Source organism: Ancylobacter amanitiformis (assembly GCF_030814815.1).
Classification (GTDB): domain Bacteria; phylum Pseudomonadota; class Alphaproteobacteria; order Rhizobiales; family Xanthobacteraceae; genus Ancylobacter; species Ancylobacter amanitiformis.
In genome coordinates, this window is sequence record NZ_JAUSVR010000003.1 from 276,687 (window position 1) to 290,990 (window position 14,304).

Genomic DNA, 14,304 nt, shown 5'->3' on the forward strand with positions numbered 1-14,304 from the left:
CACATGGCCCTCCCCAGAATGCGGGCGATCCCGCGGCGCGGGTTGCCGCGCGCAAGATGCCCGTTCGATGCCCGTTCGATGCCCGTTCGATGCCCGTTCGATGCCTGCCCGACGCCCGTCCGCGCCGACGGCGTCGCCGGATATCAGATGGCGGCGCGCTCGGCCTCAAGAAAGGCACGCAGTTCGGCCGGGTCGACGTCGCGGGCGATGAAGCTGCGGCCGATGCCGCGCGCCAGGATGAAGGTCAGCGCGCCGCGCGAGACTTTCTTGTCCTGGGCGATCAGGTCCATCAGCCCGTCCGTGTCCGGCAGATCGCCCGGAATGTCCTGGATGCGTGTCGGCAGGCCGACCGTCTTGAGATGGGTGGCGACGCGCACGGCATCGGCCTGGGTGCACAATCCCTGCCGGGCGGAGAAGCGGAAGGCCTGCGCCATGCCCACCGCCACCGCCTCGCCATGCAGCAGGCGCTGGGAGAAGCCGGCCCCGGCTTCCAGCGCATGGCCGAACGTGTGGCCGAGATTGAGCAGGGCGCGGTCGCCGGTTTCCTTCTCGTCACGCGAAACCACGGCGGCCTTGGAGGCGCAGCTGGTGGCGATCGCCTCGATGCGGGCCGGCCCGCCCTCGAACACTTCCTGCCACTTGCGCTCCAGCCAGCCGAAGAACGGAGCGTTGTCGATCAGGCCGTATTTGGCGACCTCGGCATAGCCGGCGCGGAATTCGCGCAGCGGCAGCGTGTCGAGCGCGTCGCTGTCGGCGAGCACCAGGATCGGCTGGTGAAAGGCGCCGACCAGGTTCTTGCCGTGGCGCGAATTGATGCCGGTCTTGCCACCGACCGAGGAATCCACCTGCGCCAGCAGGCTGGTCGGGGCCTGCACGAAATCGACGCCGCGCCGCAGCGCCGCCGCCGCGAAGCCGGCGAGGTCGCCCACCACGCCGCCGCCGAGCGCCAGCACCAGATCGCGCCGCTCGATGCGGGCGGCGAGCAGGGCGTCGACCACCTCCTCGAACACGCGGAAGCACTTCGATTTCTCACCCGGCTCGACGATGACCGGCGTGGGGGTGAGCCCGGCGGCCCGGAGCGCGGCTTCCACCGTGGCGAGGTGGCGCTCGGCGACATGGCGATCGGTGACGATGCCGACCCGCGCGCCGGGCCGCAGCCTGGCGATGCGCTCGCCCGCCTCGTGGAACAGGCCGGGGCCGATGAGGATGTCGTAGGCCCGTTCGCCGAGCCCCACATTCAGCCGGGTGATATCGGGGCGAAGCTCCTCGGCAACGTGGCTCACGGGGTCTCTCCTGTCGGCTCGGCGCCGAGATGGCCGGCCAGCGCGTCTACCACCGCCTCGACCATGACGTCCTGCGGCACGTCGTGCGAGACGACGGTGAGGGTGGCCCTGGCATAGACGGGATAGCGCAGGTCGATCAGCCGGGCGAGGGTCGTGGCCGGATCGTCGGTCTTCAGCAGCGGGCGGTCGTCGCGTCGGCGCACCCGGCGCAGCAGCAGGTCGAGTTCGGCCTTCAGCCACACCGAAATGCCGTGCCGGGCAATCGCCGCCTGCGTCTCGTCGCTCATGAAGGCGCCGCCGCCGGTGGCCAGTACCATCGGCCCGTTTTCCAGCAGCCGCGAGATCACCTTCTTCTCACCGTCGCGAAAGGCGGGTTCGCCGTGATGGGCGAAAATCTCGGGAATCGTCATGCCCGCGGCCTGCTCGATCTCGACGTCCGCATCGGCGAAAGGCAGGTTGAGCCGGCGGGCGAGGCGTTTGCCGACCGACGACTTTCCAGCTCCCATCATGCCCACGAGGACGATCGAGCGCGAGCCCAGCCGTTCGCGCAAGCCTGCCCCCTTGTCGTCCTGGACGAAATCCGCCGTCATGACATCGTGTCCGCTCATCACCTCGCGGACTATCATCCGCGCGGGGGCGACGCAATGTGAGCGTGTCTTTCGACAAGCGCTGCGACGCGCGGATCGCCTGTGGCCACGCGGTTCCTTCCGTCCGGATGGCGAAAGGCCTTAAGGTCGCGGCGAGCGACCCCCATCGATTCGTCGGACGCCCGAGACATCATGCCGAGCCTCATTCGCCTCCTCGTCATCCTCGCCGTGCTCGGCGGCATCGGCTATGGCGCGATGTGGGCGCTGGCCAATCTGGTGGAGCCGCAGCCGCGCGAGATGAGCGTGACCGTGCCGCTCGACAAGCCGAGCCGATGAGCGGGGAGGGCCCCAAGGGCGGCGAACGGGGCAGGCCGGGCGGGTCTCTCGCTCCGCGCTCCACCGGACCGGCGGCGCTGTTTCTCGACATGATGGCATCGGAGCGCGGCGCCAGCGCCAACACGCTCGCCGCCTATGCCCGCGACCTCGAGGATTACGAGGGCTTTCTCGCCACCGAGGGCGTGGGGGCGCTGGAGGCGGGGACGACGCAGATCCGCGCCTATCTCGCCGATTTGTCGGCGCGCGGCCTCGCCAGCGCCAGCGTGGCGCGTCGGCTGTCGGCGCTGCGCCAGTTTCACCGCTTTCTCTATGTCGAGAATCACCGCGGCGACGACCCCGCCGCGGTGCTGGAGGGTCCGCGCCGTACGCGCCCGCTGCCCAAGGTGCTGACGCTGGATGAGGTGACGGCGCTGATCGAGACCGCCCATGCGCGCGCCGCCGAGGCGGTGCCGAGCTTTGCCGAACAGGCCCGGCGCGCGCGCGTCGCCTGTTTTGTCGAACTGCTCTATGCCACCGGCCTGCGCGTTTCCGAACTGGCGGCGCTGCCGGCCTCGGCGGCCGGCACGCGGGGCGAGGCGATCATCGTGCGCGGCAAGGGCGCCAAGGAGCGGCTGGTGCCGCTGGGCGAGCCCGCCAAGGCGGCGATGCGGGCCTGGCGTGCCGCGCTCGACGCCATGGCGCAGGGGGACAAGGACCGTGCCGCCGGCGGCCGAACGGCGGGACGCAAGGCCGGGATCGAGGGACGGGCCGGGATCGAGGGACGGGCCGGGATCGAGGGACGGGCCGGGATCGAGGGACGGGCCGGGATCGAGGGACGGGCCGGGCGTGATACCAAGGCCGGAGTTGAACCTAGGGCGCTTGCCGGGCGCTGGCTGTTTCCTTCCGCTGCGGCGAGCGGCCATATTACCCGCCAGCAGGTGGCGCTGGACCTGAAGGACCTCGCGCTCGCCGCCGGGCTCGACCCCGCCAAGCTCTCCCCGCATGTACTGCGCCACGCCTTTGCCAGCCATCTTCTGGCGCATGGCGCCGATCTGCGCATCGTGCAGACGCTGCTCGGCCATACCGACATCTCGACCACGCAGATCTACACCCACGTACTCGACGAGCGTCTGAAGAGCCTGGTGCGCGACCTGCATCCGCTGGGCGATTCCGCCGGCGATTAAGCGCGAATCAAGCCGTGCCTTGACGTCGCCGTGCTCTCGGGGCAGCTTCCGCGCAACTTTAGGGCCTGCCTGCCCGGCAGGCCGACCGTTTCCCGAAGCCGGATTGACCGAAACCCCATGCGCAGCTACCTCGATTTTGAGAAGCCCGTGGCCGAACTCGAGGCCAAGCTGGAAGAATTGCGCGCCGTTGCCGCGCAGGGCGGCGCGGTCGCCATCGGCGACGACATTGCCCGCCTGGAAGGCAAGGCGCAGGATGCGCTGGTGCATCTCTACGCCAATCTCACGCCGTGGCAGAAGGCGCAGGTCGCGCGGCACCCGCTGCGCCCGCATTTCTCCGATTATGCCGGCGCGCTGTTCGAGGAATACGAGCCGCTCGCCGGCGATCGCAAATTCGGCGACGACAATGCCATTCTCGGCGGTCTGGCGCGCTTTCGCGGCCGGCCGGTGTGCCTGATCGGCCAGGAAAAGGGCAACACCACCGAGACCCGCATCAAGCACAATTTCGGCATGGCCCGGCCCGAGGGCTACCGCAAGGCCGTGCGGCTGATGGAACTGGCCGATCGTTTCGCGCTGCCGGTGATCTCGCTGGTCGACACCGCCGGCGCCTTCCCCGGGCTCGACGCCGAGGAGCGCGGCCAGGCGGAGGCGATCGCCCGCTCCACCGATGCCTGCCTCGCGCTCAGCGTGCCCAATGTCGCGGTCATCATCGGCGAGGGCGGTTCCGGCGGGGCGATCGCCATCGCCACGGCGAATCGGGTGCTGATGCTGGAGCATTCGATCTACAGCGTGATCTCGCCCGAGGGCGCGGCCTCGATTCTCTGGCGCGATACCGCCAAGGCGCAGGAGGCGGCGATGAACATGAAGATCACCGCCCAGGATCTCGCTCGCTTTCATGTGATCGATACCATCATACCGGAGCCGCCGGGCGGTGCGCATCGCGATCCCGCGCTCGCCATGACCCGGGCGGGCGACGCGATCGAGGCGGCGCTGCAGGATCTCGAAGGGCTGGACGGCCCGGGCCTGCGCAAGGCGCGGCGCGAGAAGTTCCTCGCCATCGGCCGCACCCTGTAGGCGGGCGTCGGTTGCCGGTGCCGTTTGGCGGCGGGTGCACGCTTGCTGTATGGTCGCCACGAGGATAACGACTACGCGGTCGAGTCCATCTGGGGACGGACGGGGAGTGTCGCGCTTGAACCTTTCCGCTTTTTCGCGGCTGGTCGGTGGCGGGGCGGCGCGCTGGCGCATGGCCCTGCTGTCGGGTGTCGCGGCCCTTTCGCTCGCCGGCTGCACCGGTGATGACGGCCCCTCGCCGATGATGTCCAAGGCGATGAAGACGCTCTCGCCCCAGACCGTCGCGCTGCTGCAGGAGAAGGGCATGTCGACCGACAGCCCGCTCGTCGTGCGCATTTTCAAGGAAGAATCGGAACTCGAGGTCTGGAAACAGACCACGGATGGCGACTACGCGCTGCTCAAGACCTACCCGATCTGCCGCTGGTCCGGCGAACTGGGGCCAAAGAAGACGGAAGGCGACCGGCAGGCGCCGGAGGGCTTCTATACGATCACGCCCGGCCAGATGAATCCGAATTCGAGCTATTATCTCTCGTTCGACCTCGGTTTTCCCAACCCCTATGACCGGGCGCTCGGCCGCTACGGCTCCAACCTGATGGTGCACGGCGACTGCTCCTCGCGCGGCTGCTATGCGATGACCGACGAGCAGGTGCAGGAAATCTTCGCGCTCGGCCGCGAGAGCTTCCGGGGCGGCCAGCGATCTTTCCAGGTGCAGGCCTATCCTTTCCGCATGACGCCGGAAAACATGGTCCGCCACCGCAACAATCCCAATCTCGCCTTCTGGAAGATGCTCAAGGAAGGCAGCGACACGTTCGATCTGACCAAGGCGCCGCCCAAGGTCGATTATTGCAGCAAGCGCTACGTGTTCAACGCGACGCCGGTCGATCCGGGTCAGAAGTTCCAGGCCTCTTCGCCGTGCCCCGCCTATACCCAGCCGGGGGATCTCGGCGAGGAACTCGCCGCCCGCCAGCGCGATGTGGCGACGCGGATCGCCAGCGCGGGGGCGCTGGTGCCTGTCGCGCCGGTCAAGACCGGCAAGGACGGGGGCATGCACAAGGTGTTCCTCGCCAAGCTGGAAAATCCCGAGCTGAAGGCCCCGGGTTCGCTGCCGCCCGTGGTCAAGCCGCCGGGGAGCGACTATGGCGTGGCGACCAACGAGCCGGCGCCGGCCGAGAGCATCGCGCTGGCTACCGCCGCGTCCGTGCCGACCACGGCCGATGTGCCGCTGCCGACGCCGCGCCCCACCGACCTGCCGCCGCTGAGTTCACAGCCCGCCGGCACACCCGCCCTGCCGGAGCCGGCCGCCGGCCTGCTTGCCGCCCGTTCACCCGCCGTCACCGCGCCGGGTACGGAGGTTGCGGCGCTGGAGGGCGGCGGGTTCCTCGCCAGCGTGAAGAGCTTCTTCAGCGGCGCCGCGTCGCCCACCGCGTCGCCCGCGACCGAGCCGCCCGCCAGCGCGGCGGCGGCAGTGGTCGCCCCTGCCGCCGCTCCCGCCCCCGCCAGCATGACGTCTGCCGCTCCGGCGGCTGCCGCAGCCGCTCCTGTAACCGCTCCTGCCACTCCGGCGCCGTTTTCCGGCTTCTCGCTCAGCAGCCTGTTTGGCGGCGGCTCGACGCGCGCGGCTGACACGGTGGCGCCCGCTCTTCCCGCGGAGGCCGCGGCGGTCGATGTGCCGGTGCCGCCCGTACGGCCGGTGGCCGCGCCGCAGGCGGCGTCGCGCGCCTCGGCTCCTGTCGTCCAGCATCCCGTAGCGGCCGCCGCCCCCTCCGCCCGCCCGGCGCGCGCGCCGGCAAATTCCGCGCCCGCCACGGGTGCGGTGCCGGCCTATGCGGCGGTGCCGACGCCGAGCACGTCCTATTCCACCGTGCCGACGCCGTCGGCCGCCACCGCGGCCGCCACGCCCGCCGTGCCGACGCCCGCGCAGGCTTCCGCACAGGCATCGGCCACCGCGGGTCAGCCGCTCAGCGGAACCGCGCCGGCCCTTCCCGGCGCGTCGATCCTCACCTCGGGAAGCTTCTCCACCACCGTCCAGTAAGCCGGTGAGAACACGATGGACCGAAGGCTGGCGTGGCTCTCGCCCGCCTTCGCGTTTCATGGCCTGTGAGAGATTGATCCGCGCACGTGATGTGGGTGCGGGCGATGCCGGATATCATAAGTCGGCTATCTGATGAGCGCGCGCGCCGCGCTGCCGCAGCCCGCAATCACCGTGCCGAGAGAGTGCTTTTCAGCTGATGACAGTGGCGTGGTGGTTGACCACCCGCCAGCCTTCCGCAGAGCGATGCCACAGGCGGGTGATGCGCAGGCTCGCCGTGAAGGCCGCGCCGCCGGCGTGGCCCTTCGCCTCAGCCTGCAGCACGGCGACCACCGCACCGGGAGCCAGCGCGCGCAGGCGATAATCCGAAAATATAAGCCGGCTCAATTTCAGCGCGCCGACGCGATGAAGGTCGAGGTCGTCCTGCTTGCTCAGGAACTGGCCGCGCTGGTCGACGAAGACGAGATCGTCGGCCAGCAGCCGATCCAGCGCGAAGGTATCTCCCGCCAGCGCGGCGTCACGCAGGCGGCGTTCGGCGATTTCGACCTCGGCGATTTCGGCCTCGGCGAGATCGGCATCGGCCCGCGGCGCCGCCGGCACGCTCATATGAACTTGCCGTGGCAGTGCTTGTATTTGAGGCCGGAGCCGCATGGGCAGGCCTCGTTGCGGCCGACCCGACCCCAGGTCGAGGGGTCGTTGGGATCGCGGAGCGCGGCGGCTCCGGCATCGGCGGAAGGTGCCAGCGTCGCTTGCTGGGCGAAGGCGGCATCGGCCAGCGCGAACTCGTCCTCGCCGGTGACGGCATCGATGTGATGCGCGGTCATCGGCGGCTCCGGCTCGGCCGGCGGCGTCATCATCACCTCGACCCGCATCAACTGGGCGGTGACGGCCTCGCGCAGGCTGGAGAGCATCGCCTCGAACAGCTGGAACGCCTCGGACTTGTACTCGTTCAGCGGGTCGCGCTGGGCATAGCCGCGCAAGCCGACCACCTGGCGCAGATGATCGAGCGTGACGAGGTGCTCGCGCCAGAGGTGATCCAGCGTCTGCAGCAGGATCGACTTCTCGACATAGCGCATGATGTCGGGGCCATACTGGGCGAGCTTGGCCGCCATGGCCTCGTCGGCGCGCTTCTGGATGCGCTCGCGCATTTCCTCGTCGGCAATGCCTTCCTCGGCCGCCCATTCCTTGACCGGCAGGTCGAGGCCGGTGACACGGGCGAGCGCCTCATTGAGGCCCTCGGTGTTCCACTGCTCGGGATAGGCGTTGGGCGGGACGAACTTGACGACGATGTCCTCGATCACGCCGTGACGCATCTCGGCGACGGTCTCGGCGACGTCCTCGTCCTGCATCAGCTCGACGCGCTGCTCGAACACCACCTTGCGCTGGTCGTTCATCACGTCGTCATATTTGAGCAGGTTCTTGCGGATGTCGTAGTTGCGCGCCTCGACCTTCTGCTGCGCCTTCTCCAGCGCGCGGTTGATCCAGGGATGGACGATCGCCTCGCCCTCCTTGAGGCCGAGCTTCTGCAGCATGCCGTCGAGCCGGTCCGACCCGAAGATGCGCATCAGGTCGTCTTCCAGCGACAGGAAGAAATGCGAGTGGCCGGGGTCGCCCTGGCGGCCGGAGCGGCCGCGCAGCTGGTTGTCGATGCGCCGGCTCTCATGGCGCTCGGTGCCGATGACGTAGAGCCCGCCGGCAGCCAGCGCCTTGGCCTTGAGGGTGGCGATCTCGGCGCGGATATTGGCTTCGGCGGCGGCGCGCTGCTCGCCCTCGGGCAGGTCGGCCAGTTCGTGCTGGATGCGCATGTCGGCATTGCCGCCGAGCTGGATGTCGGTGCCGCGACCGGCCATGTTGGTGGCGATGGTGATGGCGCCGGGCACGCCGGCCTGGCTGACGATGTAGGATTCCTGCTCGTGGTGGCGCGCGTTCAGCACCGCGAACACCTTGTCCTCGGCCTTGCCCTGGTCGCCGTCATAGAGCGGGCGGAAGGCGTCGGGGTCGGAGAAATCCTTCTGCCGGAAGCCGCGCTTCTTGAGCAGTTCGGCCAGAAGTTCCGATTTCTCGATCGAGGTGGTACCCACCAGCACGGGCTGGCCCTTGGCCTTGCACTCGGTGATGAGGTCGATGATGGCGTTGTATTTCTCGCCCGCCGTCCGGTAGACCTCGTCGTCGTCGTCGACGCGCTGGACCGGCAGGTTGGTCGGGATCTCGATCACTTCGAGATTGTAGATGTCGCCGAATTCCTGCGCTTCCGTGTTCGCCGTGCCGGTCATGCCGGCCAGTTTCTCGTACATGCGGAAATAGTTCTGGAAGGTGATGGAGGCGAGCGTCTGGTTCTCGGGCTGGACCTGGACGCGCTCCTTGGCTTCCAGCGCCTGGTGGAGACCTTCCGAATAGCGCCGGCCCGGCATCATGCGGCCGGTGAACTCGTCGATGATGACGACTTCATTGTTGCGGACGATATAGTCCTTGTCGCGCTGGAACAGGGTGTGGGCACGCAGCGCCTGGTTGACGTGATGCACCACCGAGACGTTCTCGATGTCGTAGAGGCTCTCGGATTTGAGCAGTCCCGCCTCGCGCAGCAGCGTCTCGATCTTCTCCATGCCGACTTCGGTCATGGAGACCGAGCGCTGCTTCTCGTCGACCTCGTAATCCTCCTTGGACAGGCGGGGGATGTAGGTGTCGATGGTGTTGTAGAAATCCGAGCGGTCGTCGAGCGGGCCGGAAATGATGAGCGGCGTGCGCGCCTCGTCGATGAGGATGGAGTCCACCTCGTCGACCACGGCGAAGAAGTGCGGGCGCTGGACCATCTGGTTCAGCTCGTACTTCATGTTGTCGCGGAGATAGTCGAAGCCCAGCTCGTTATTGGTGGCGTAGGTGACGTCGCAGGCATAGGCCGCGCGGCGCTCATTGTCGTCGAGGCCGTGATGGATGATGCCGGTCGTGAGGCCGAGGAAGCGGTAGACCCGGCCCATCCATTCGGCGTCGCGCTTGGCGAGATAGTCGTTCACGGTGACGACGTGCACGCCCTTGGCCGTCAGCGCGTTGAGATAGACCGGCGCGGTGGCGACCAGGGTCTTGCCCTCGCCGGTACGCATCTCCGCGATGCCGCGCTCATGCAACACCATGCCGCCGATCAGCTGCACATCGAAATGCCGCTGGCCGAGCGCGCGCCGCGAGGCCTCGCGCACCGTGGCGAAGGCGGGAACGAGCAGGTCGTCGAGGCTGGCGCCGTTGGCGAGCTGCTGGCGGAACTCGACGGTCCGCGCGCGCAGTTGCTCATCCGTGAGCTTCAGCAACTCCGGCTCGAGCGCATTGATGGCGGCGACCTTCGGCTGATAACCGCGCACGCGGCGATCATTGGCCGATCCGAACAGCTTTCGCGCGAGAGCGCCGAACATGAGCTTCCAATCCGTGTCCGCCAGGGCAGAGGTCGGGTACCAACGGTGACGGGCCGCCGGGACCAGTGAGACGCCGCCCCACGCCGGCACGCGCCATGCGGGCCATGCCATTCATCCAGACGCCATTTGCGGCCGAATTGGGTCTGCCGGGCCAGGCGGTCGCGAACGGCGTTCGGGTGGTTGCGTCACATCAATGCGAGGATCAGAGCGACCACGCACCTTCCGCCACACTTATGAACGGGTTTAGGGGTTGTCAATCGCGCGCCGGACGACAGTTTCCTGACGCAGCGGAGCTTCGGACGGCGGCTCGCGCCGGTATCGCCGTCGTGAACCTGACATGCTTTGCCGATTGCCTAAACCCCCGCTTGCAACCTCGGTCCGACTGCGCCAGCTTTCGCCGCCCGAACAGCGGACAACCGCAACCCAAGGAATGGCCTTCATGAACTTCCATCGTCCGCACCCCGAAACCCTGTCGGCGCCCAAGGCGCAGAATCGCCGCGCCGGCCTCGTGCGGGCTGGCCTGGTGGCCGCGCTGATGGGCGTTGCCATGCCGGCCTTCGCGCAGACCGCGCCGGCGACGACCGCCGCTCCGGCGGCTGCGGCGCCTGCGGCCGCGCCGGTCGTGCAGGCCGATGACACGGTGCTCGCCACCGTCAACGGGGCGCCCATCACCCGTGGTGATGTGAAGGCCGCGACGGAAGAGCTGGCGCAGAACCTGCCGCAGCAGATCCAGGGCGCGGCACGCGACGAATATGTGCTCGGCTTCCTGATCGACCTCACCGCCATGGCGCAGGCCGCCGAGGCGCAGAAGCTCGACCAGACCCCCGACTTCCAGCAGCAGATGGCCTTCATCCGCAAGCGCCTGCTCATGCAGGCGGCGCTTGAGCAGGCCACCAAGGCCGCGATGACCGACGAAGCGCTGAAGAAGACCTATGAAGAGGCGATCAAGCAGCAGCAGCCGGAAGAAGAGGTTCATGCGCGCCACATCCTGTTCCTGACCGATCCGGCCAAGAAGGAGAGCGACGCCGAGGCCAAGAAGAAGGCTGACGAGGTCGAGGCCCGCCTGAAGAAGGGCGAGGATTTCGCCAAGCTCGCCAGCGAGCTTAGCGAGGATCCCGCAGGCAAGAAGGACGGCGGCGATCTCGGCTTCTTTGCCAAGGACCAGATGGTGCCGGAATTCGCCGACGTCGCCTTCGCGATGAAGCCGGGCGAGATTTCCAAGCCGGTGAAGACGCAGTTCGGCTGGCACGTCATCAAGGTTGAGGAAAAGCGCCAGAAGCCGGTGCCGACCTTCGACGAGGTGAAGCCGCAGATCCAGCAGTTCCTCGCCCAGAAGGCGCAGGCCGAGGCGGTGCAGAAGTTCCGCGAGTCCGCCAAGGTCGAGAAGACCGCCGCGGCCCCGAGCCCGGCCGACCTCACCACCCAGCCCGCCGGCGCGGCTCCGGCCGCCCCCGCCACGGCGCCCAAGCCGGCGCAGTGAGCCGGCGCAGTGAGCCGCGCGCCGTGAGCGTGGCTCTCGGCCGGGTCTGAACGCCGTTTGATCAAAAGGCTCCGCGCCATCCGGCGCGGGGCCTTCTTCCTTGGCCCATGGACGTCGCGCGGATTGAATCGCGCCGTGCGGTGGCGCCGCCGTCTTGCGGATGTCGCGCGCATCGGGCACACCCGTGGCGCTTTCATTTGCCCGCAGGGACTGCCCGATGGCCCACGCTTCCGCCGTTTCTCCGCTCGCGCCCAAGACCACGCCGGATGTCGGCCCGGTGGCCGGCGTTCGCTACGCCACCGCCGAGGCGGGCATTCGCTATCGTGGGCGAACGGACGTGCTGTTGCTGGCGCTCAATGCCGGCACGACGGCGGCGGGCGTGTTCACCAAGTCGAAATGCCCCTCGGCTCCGGTCGAATGGTGCCGCGACATCCTGCCCAAGGGGCTGGCGCGGGGCCTCGTGGTCAATTCGGGCAATGCCAATGCCTTCACCGGGCGGAAGGGGCGCGACGCCACCGCGCTCACCGCGAAGATCGCCGCCCGGGCGCTCGGCTGCGCGGAGGACGAGATCTATCTCGCCTCGACCGGGGTGATCGGCGAGCCGCTCGACGCCACCAAGTTCGAGCACGTGCTGGACGAAACCGCCACGCGCCTCGCCCCGCTGCCGTGGATCGACCCGGCCAGGGCGATCATGACCACCGACACCTTCCCCAAGCTCGCCACCGCCAAGGTGTTGATCGAGGGCGTCGAGGTGACGCTGGCCGGCATCGCCAAGGGCGCCGGCATGATCGCGCCCGACATGGCCACCATGCTTTCCTTCGTGTTCACCGACGCCGCCATCGAGGCGCCGGCGCTGCAGGCGCTGCTCTCGAAGGGCGTGACCGACAGTTTCAACGCTGTGACGATCGACGGCGACACCTCGACCTCCGACACGCTGATGCTGTTCGCCACCGGCGCCTCCGGCGCGCCGCGCATGGCCGATGCGATGGACCCGCGCCTGTCGGACTTCCGCCGCGCGCTGACCGAGGTGCTGGCCGATCTCGCCGAACAGGTGGCGCGGGACGGGGAGGGCGCGCGCAAGCTGGTGCGCATCCATGTCACCGGCGCCACATCGAAGGAATCGGCGCGCAAGATCGCCATGTCGATCGCCAATTCGCCGCTGGTGAAGACCGCGGTGGCCGGTGAGGATGCCAATTGGGGCCGCATCGTCATGGCGGTGGGCAAGGCCGGCGAGCCGGCCGAGCGCGACCTGCTGTCGATTTCCTTCGGGCCGATCCGCGTGGCGCATGAGGGCGCGCGCGACCCGGCCTATGACGAGGCGGAGACCTCCGCCTACATGAAAAACGACGTGATCGACATCACCGTCGATATCGGGCTGGGGCACGGCACGGATCGGGTGATGACCTGCGACCTCACCAAGGAATATGTCGCCATCAACGGCGATTACCGTTCATAGGGATGATGCCGTGAAGCTGCTCCTCGTCGCCGCCTGCGCGCTTGTCGATGTCGACGGGCGCGTGCTGCTGACCGAGCGGCCGGAGGGCAAGTCACTGGCCGGCCTGTGGGAATTTCCCGGCGGCAAGGTGGAGGCCGGCGAGCGGCCGGAGGAATGCCTGATCCGCGAGCTTGCCGAGGAACTCGGCATCACGGTGAAGGAGGCGTGCCTCGCCCCGCTCACCTTCGCGTCGCACACCTATGAGAATTTCCAGCTGCTCATGCCGCTGTGGATCTGCCGTCGCTGGGAGGGCAATCCACACGGCCGCGAGGGCCAGCGCCTCGCCTGGGTGAAGCCGGGCCATCTGCGCGACTACCCCATGCCGCCCGCCGACGAGCCGCTGATCCCGATGCTGCTGGATCTGCTGGGACCCGGGCGATAGTTCAGCTCTCGCCCGGCAGTCGGCCTTCCGGCACCTTCAGGGCATCGGCCAGCCGCAGCTTGGCCGAGCCGGGGCGCAGCGGTTTCTGCTGGCTCTCATGCGGCGCCCAGCCGGAAATCCAGGCGATCTCGAACGTGGCCCGCAGCCGGCCGTCGGGGTCGGAAAAGCGCTCGGCATAGACATCGAACAGCCGCGCCAGCGTCTTGCGCAGCAGCGGCGTGCGGCGCCGGTCGGTCAAGGGGTTGGCCGCGCCCATGCGGCGCAGATCGCGCAACAGCGCGAGCGGATCGCCATAGCGCACGGTGATGCGGTCCACATCCGCCACCGGCAAAGCGAGGCCGGCGCGCTGCAGCAGGCCGCCGAGATCGCGCAGATCCGCGAACGGAGCGACGCGCGGCGAGATGCCGCCCAGCGTCTCGCTCTCGGCCACCGCGAAGGCCTCGCGCAACTCGGCCAGCGTGCCCGAGCCGAAAAACGCGGCGAGCAGCAGCCCGTCCGGCTTCAGCGCGCGGCGGATCTGCGCCAGCTGCCCGGGCAGGTCGTTCACGGTCTGCAGGGCGAGGGCCGATACCACGAGATCGAGCGATTCGGGGGCGAAGGGCAGGGCTTCCGGGTCGGCTACCACATCCACGTCCGCCCGCTCGGAGGGGCCGGCGGCAAAGAGCTTCGCAACCATGCCCGAGCCGGCCAGCGCGGCGGCCAGCGCGGAGGTCGGGGTGCCGAGGTCGACCGCCGTCGCGAATTGCCGCTTCACCGCGCCGAGCCGGTCGGCGAGATCTTCCGCCACCCGGTCGATGAGAAACGTTTCCGGCCCCAGCGCCAGCGCGCGGCGGCGGCGCGCGCCGAGCGCGCGGGGATCGAAGATGTCGACGATGCGTGGGCTCGGGGGGACGGAACTCGGGGGGACGGAACTCGGGGGGACGGAACTCGGGGGGGCGGAACTCGGGGGTGTGGAACTCGGGGGTGTGGACATGCGATGCTCCTCGGGCGAGAGCCATAGGGCGGCGGCGGCGGCGGGTCAAAGCCGTGCTCCCGCAGTCGGGAGCGCGATGCCGCGAGGAACCGCAGCGACGGTGCCGC

Annotated in this window: 12 protein-coding genes; 7 read left to right on the plus strand and 5 right to left on the minus strand. The window is 68.8% G+C overall.

Features of this window, described 5'->3' with window-relative positions; all coding sequences use genetic code 11:
- Positions 1-143 precede the first annotated feature (143 nt).
- Positions 144-1,283 carry a 3-dehydroquinate synthase gene (aroB, locus tag QOZ99_RS06695; RefSeq protein WP_306889202.1) on the minus strand — a complete coding sequence of 380 codons (1,140 nt, stop codon included), beginning with the start codon at positions 1,281-1,283 and terminating at the stop codon, positions 144-146.
- Positions 1,280-1,873 carry a shikimate kinase gene (locus QOZ99_RS06700; protein WP_306889335.1) on the minus strand — a complete coding sequence of 198 codons (594 nt, stop codon included), beginning with the start codon at positions 1,871-1,873 and terminating at the stop codon, positions 1,280-1,282. The genes aroB and QOZ99_RS06700 overlap by 4 nt, the downstream gene beginning before the upstream one ends.
- A 189-nt stretch (positions 1,874-2,062) precedes the next feature.
- On the opposite strand from QOZ99_RS06700, the gene QOZ99_RS06705 reads away from it, so the two are divergent.
- The 4 genes from QOZ99_RS06705 to QOZ99_RS06720 all read left to right on the plus strand — a co-directional run bounded on the left by QOZ99_RS06705 (position 2,063) and on the right by QOZ99_RS06720 (position 6,469).
- Positions 2,063-2,206, plus strand: coding sequence for a hypothetical protein (locus QOZ99_RS06705; protein WP_306889203.1), 144 nt, complete (start codon positions 2,063-2,065; stop codon positions 2,204-2,206).
- Positions 2,203-3,369: a site-specific tyrosine recombinase XerD gene (locus tag QOZ99_RS06710; protein WP_306889204.1), complete on the plus strand. Its 1,167-nt coding sequence runs from the start codon at positions 2,203-2,205 to the stop codon at positions 3,367-3,369. The genes QOZ99_RS06705 and QOZ99_RS06710 overlap by 4 nt, the downstream gene beginning before the upstream one ends.
- A 117-nt stretch (positions 3,370-3,486) precedes the next feature.
- The gene (locus QOZ99_RS06715) at positions 3,487-4,440 is read left to right on the plus strand and encodes an acetyl-CoA carboxylase carboxyltransferase subunit alpha (protein WP_306889205.1); all 954 of its coding nucleotides are present in this window, start codon (positions 3,487-3,489) and stop codon (positions 4,438-4,440) included.
- 115 nt (positions 4,441-4,555) lie between these two features.
- Positions 4,556-6,469, plus strand: a complete 1,914-nt coding sequence (locus QOZ99_RS06720) for a L,D-transpeptidase family protein (RefSeq protein ID WP_306889206.1) — start codon at positions 4,556-4,558, stop codon at positions 6,467-6,469.
- Between the two features lie 189 nt (positions 6,470-6,658).
- Here the strand turns inward: QOZ99_RS06720 and QOZ99_RS06725 are convergent, their stop codons facing one another.
- A complete protein-coding gene (locus QOZ99_RS06725) occupies positions 6,659-7,072 on the minus strand; it encodes a nuclear transport factor 2 family protein (RefSeq protein ID WP_306889207.1) in 414 nt (137 codons plus the stop codon).
- The gene (secA, locus tag QOZ99_RS06730) at positions 7,069-9,867 is read right to left on the minus strand and encodes a preprotein translocase subunit SecA (RefSeq protein WP_306889208.1); all 2,799 of its coding nucleotides are present in this window, start codon (positions 9,865-9,867) and stop codon (positions 7,069-7,071) included. Before secA ends, QOZ99_RS06725 begins: the two co-directional genes overlap by 4 nt.
- A 439-nt stretch (positions 9,868-10,306) precedes the next feature.
- On the opposite strand from secA, the gene QOZ99_RS06735 reads away from it, so the two are divergent.
- The 3 genes from QOZ99_RS06735 (at position 10,307) to mutT (ending at position 13,224) form a co-directional block, all read left to right on the plus strand.
- Positions 10,307-11,347, plus strand: coding sequence for a peptidylprolyl isomerase (locus tag QOZ99_RS06735; protein ID WP_306889209.1), 1,041 nt, complete (start codon positions 10,307-10,309; stop codon positions 11,345-11,347).
- Between the two features lie 217 nt (positions 11,348-11,564).
- A complete protein-coding gene (gene argJ / locus QOZ99_RS06740) occupies positions 11,565-12,803 on the plus strand; it encodes a bifunctional glutamate N-acetyltransferase/amino-acid acetyltransferase ArgJ (RefSeq protein WP_306889210.1) in 1,239 nt (412 codons plus the stop codon).
- On the plus strand, positions 12,772-13,224 hold the full coding sequence (mutT, locus tag QOZ99_RS06745; RefSeq protein WP_306889211.1) for an 8-oxo-dGTP diphosphatase MutT: 453 nt from the start codon (positions 12,772-12,774) through the stop codon (positions 13,222-13,224). Before argJ ends, mutT begins: the two co-directional genes overlap by 32 nt.
- Position 13,225: 1 nt before the next feature.
- Here mutT and QOZ99_RS06750 read toward each other — a convergent pair whose 3' ends face one another.
- Positions 13,226-14,197 (minus strand): methyltransferase domain-containing protein, encoded by a 972-nt coding sequence (locus tag QOZ99_RS06750; protein ID WP_306889212.1) that lies wholly within the window; start codon positions 14,195-14,197, stop codon positions 13,226-13,228.
- Between the last annotated feature and the right edge of the window lie 107 nt (positions 14,198-14,304).

Excerpts from the sequence above, each read along its gene's own strand:
- QOZ99_RS06750 (WP_306889212.1), bottom strand. The coding sequence starts at position 14,197 with ATGTCCACACCCCCGAGTTCCACACCCCCGAGTTCCGCCCCCCCGAGT.
- argJ (WP_306889210.1), top strand. The coding sequence starts at position 11,565 with ATGGCCCACGCTTCCGCCGTTTCTCCGCTCGCGCCCAAGACCACGCCG.
- QOZ99_RS06700 (WP_306889335.1), bottom strand. The coding sequence starts at position 1,873 with ATGACGGCGGATTTCGTCCAGGACGACAAGGGGGCAGGCTTGCGCGAA.
- QOZ99_RS06725 (WP_306889207.1), bottom strand. The coding sequence starts at position 7,072 with ATGAGCGTGCCGGCGGCGCCGCGGGCCGATGCCGATCTCGCCGAGGCC.
- QOZ99_RS06735 (WP_306889209.1), top strand. The coding sequence starts at position 10,307 with ATGAACTTCCATCGTCCGCACCCCGAAACCCTGTCGGCGCCCAAGGCG.
- QOZ99_RS06715 (WP_306889205.1), top strand. The coding sequence starts at position 3,487 with ATGCGCAGCTACCTCGATTTTGAGAAGCCCGTGGCCGAACTCGAGGCC.
- QOZ99_RS06710 (WP_306889204.1), top strand. The coding sequence starts at position 2,203 with ATGAGCGGGGAGGGCCCCAAGGGCGGCGAACGGGGCAGGCCGGGCGGG.
- QOZ99_RS06705 (WP_306889203.1), top strand. The coding sequence starts at position 2,063 with ATGCCGAGCCTCATTCGCCTCCTCGTCATCCTCGCCGTGCTCGGCGGC.
- mutT (WP_306889211.1), top strand. The coding sequence starts at position 12,772 with ATGTCGCCATCAACGGCGATTACCGTTCATAGGGATGATGCCGTGAAG.
- secA (WP_306889208.1), bottom strand. The coding sequence starts at position 9,867 with ATGTTCGGCGCTCTCGCGCGAAAGCTGTTCGGATCGGCCAATGATCGC.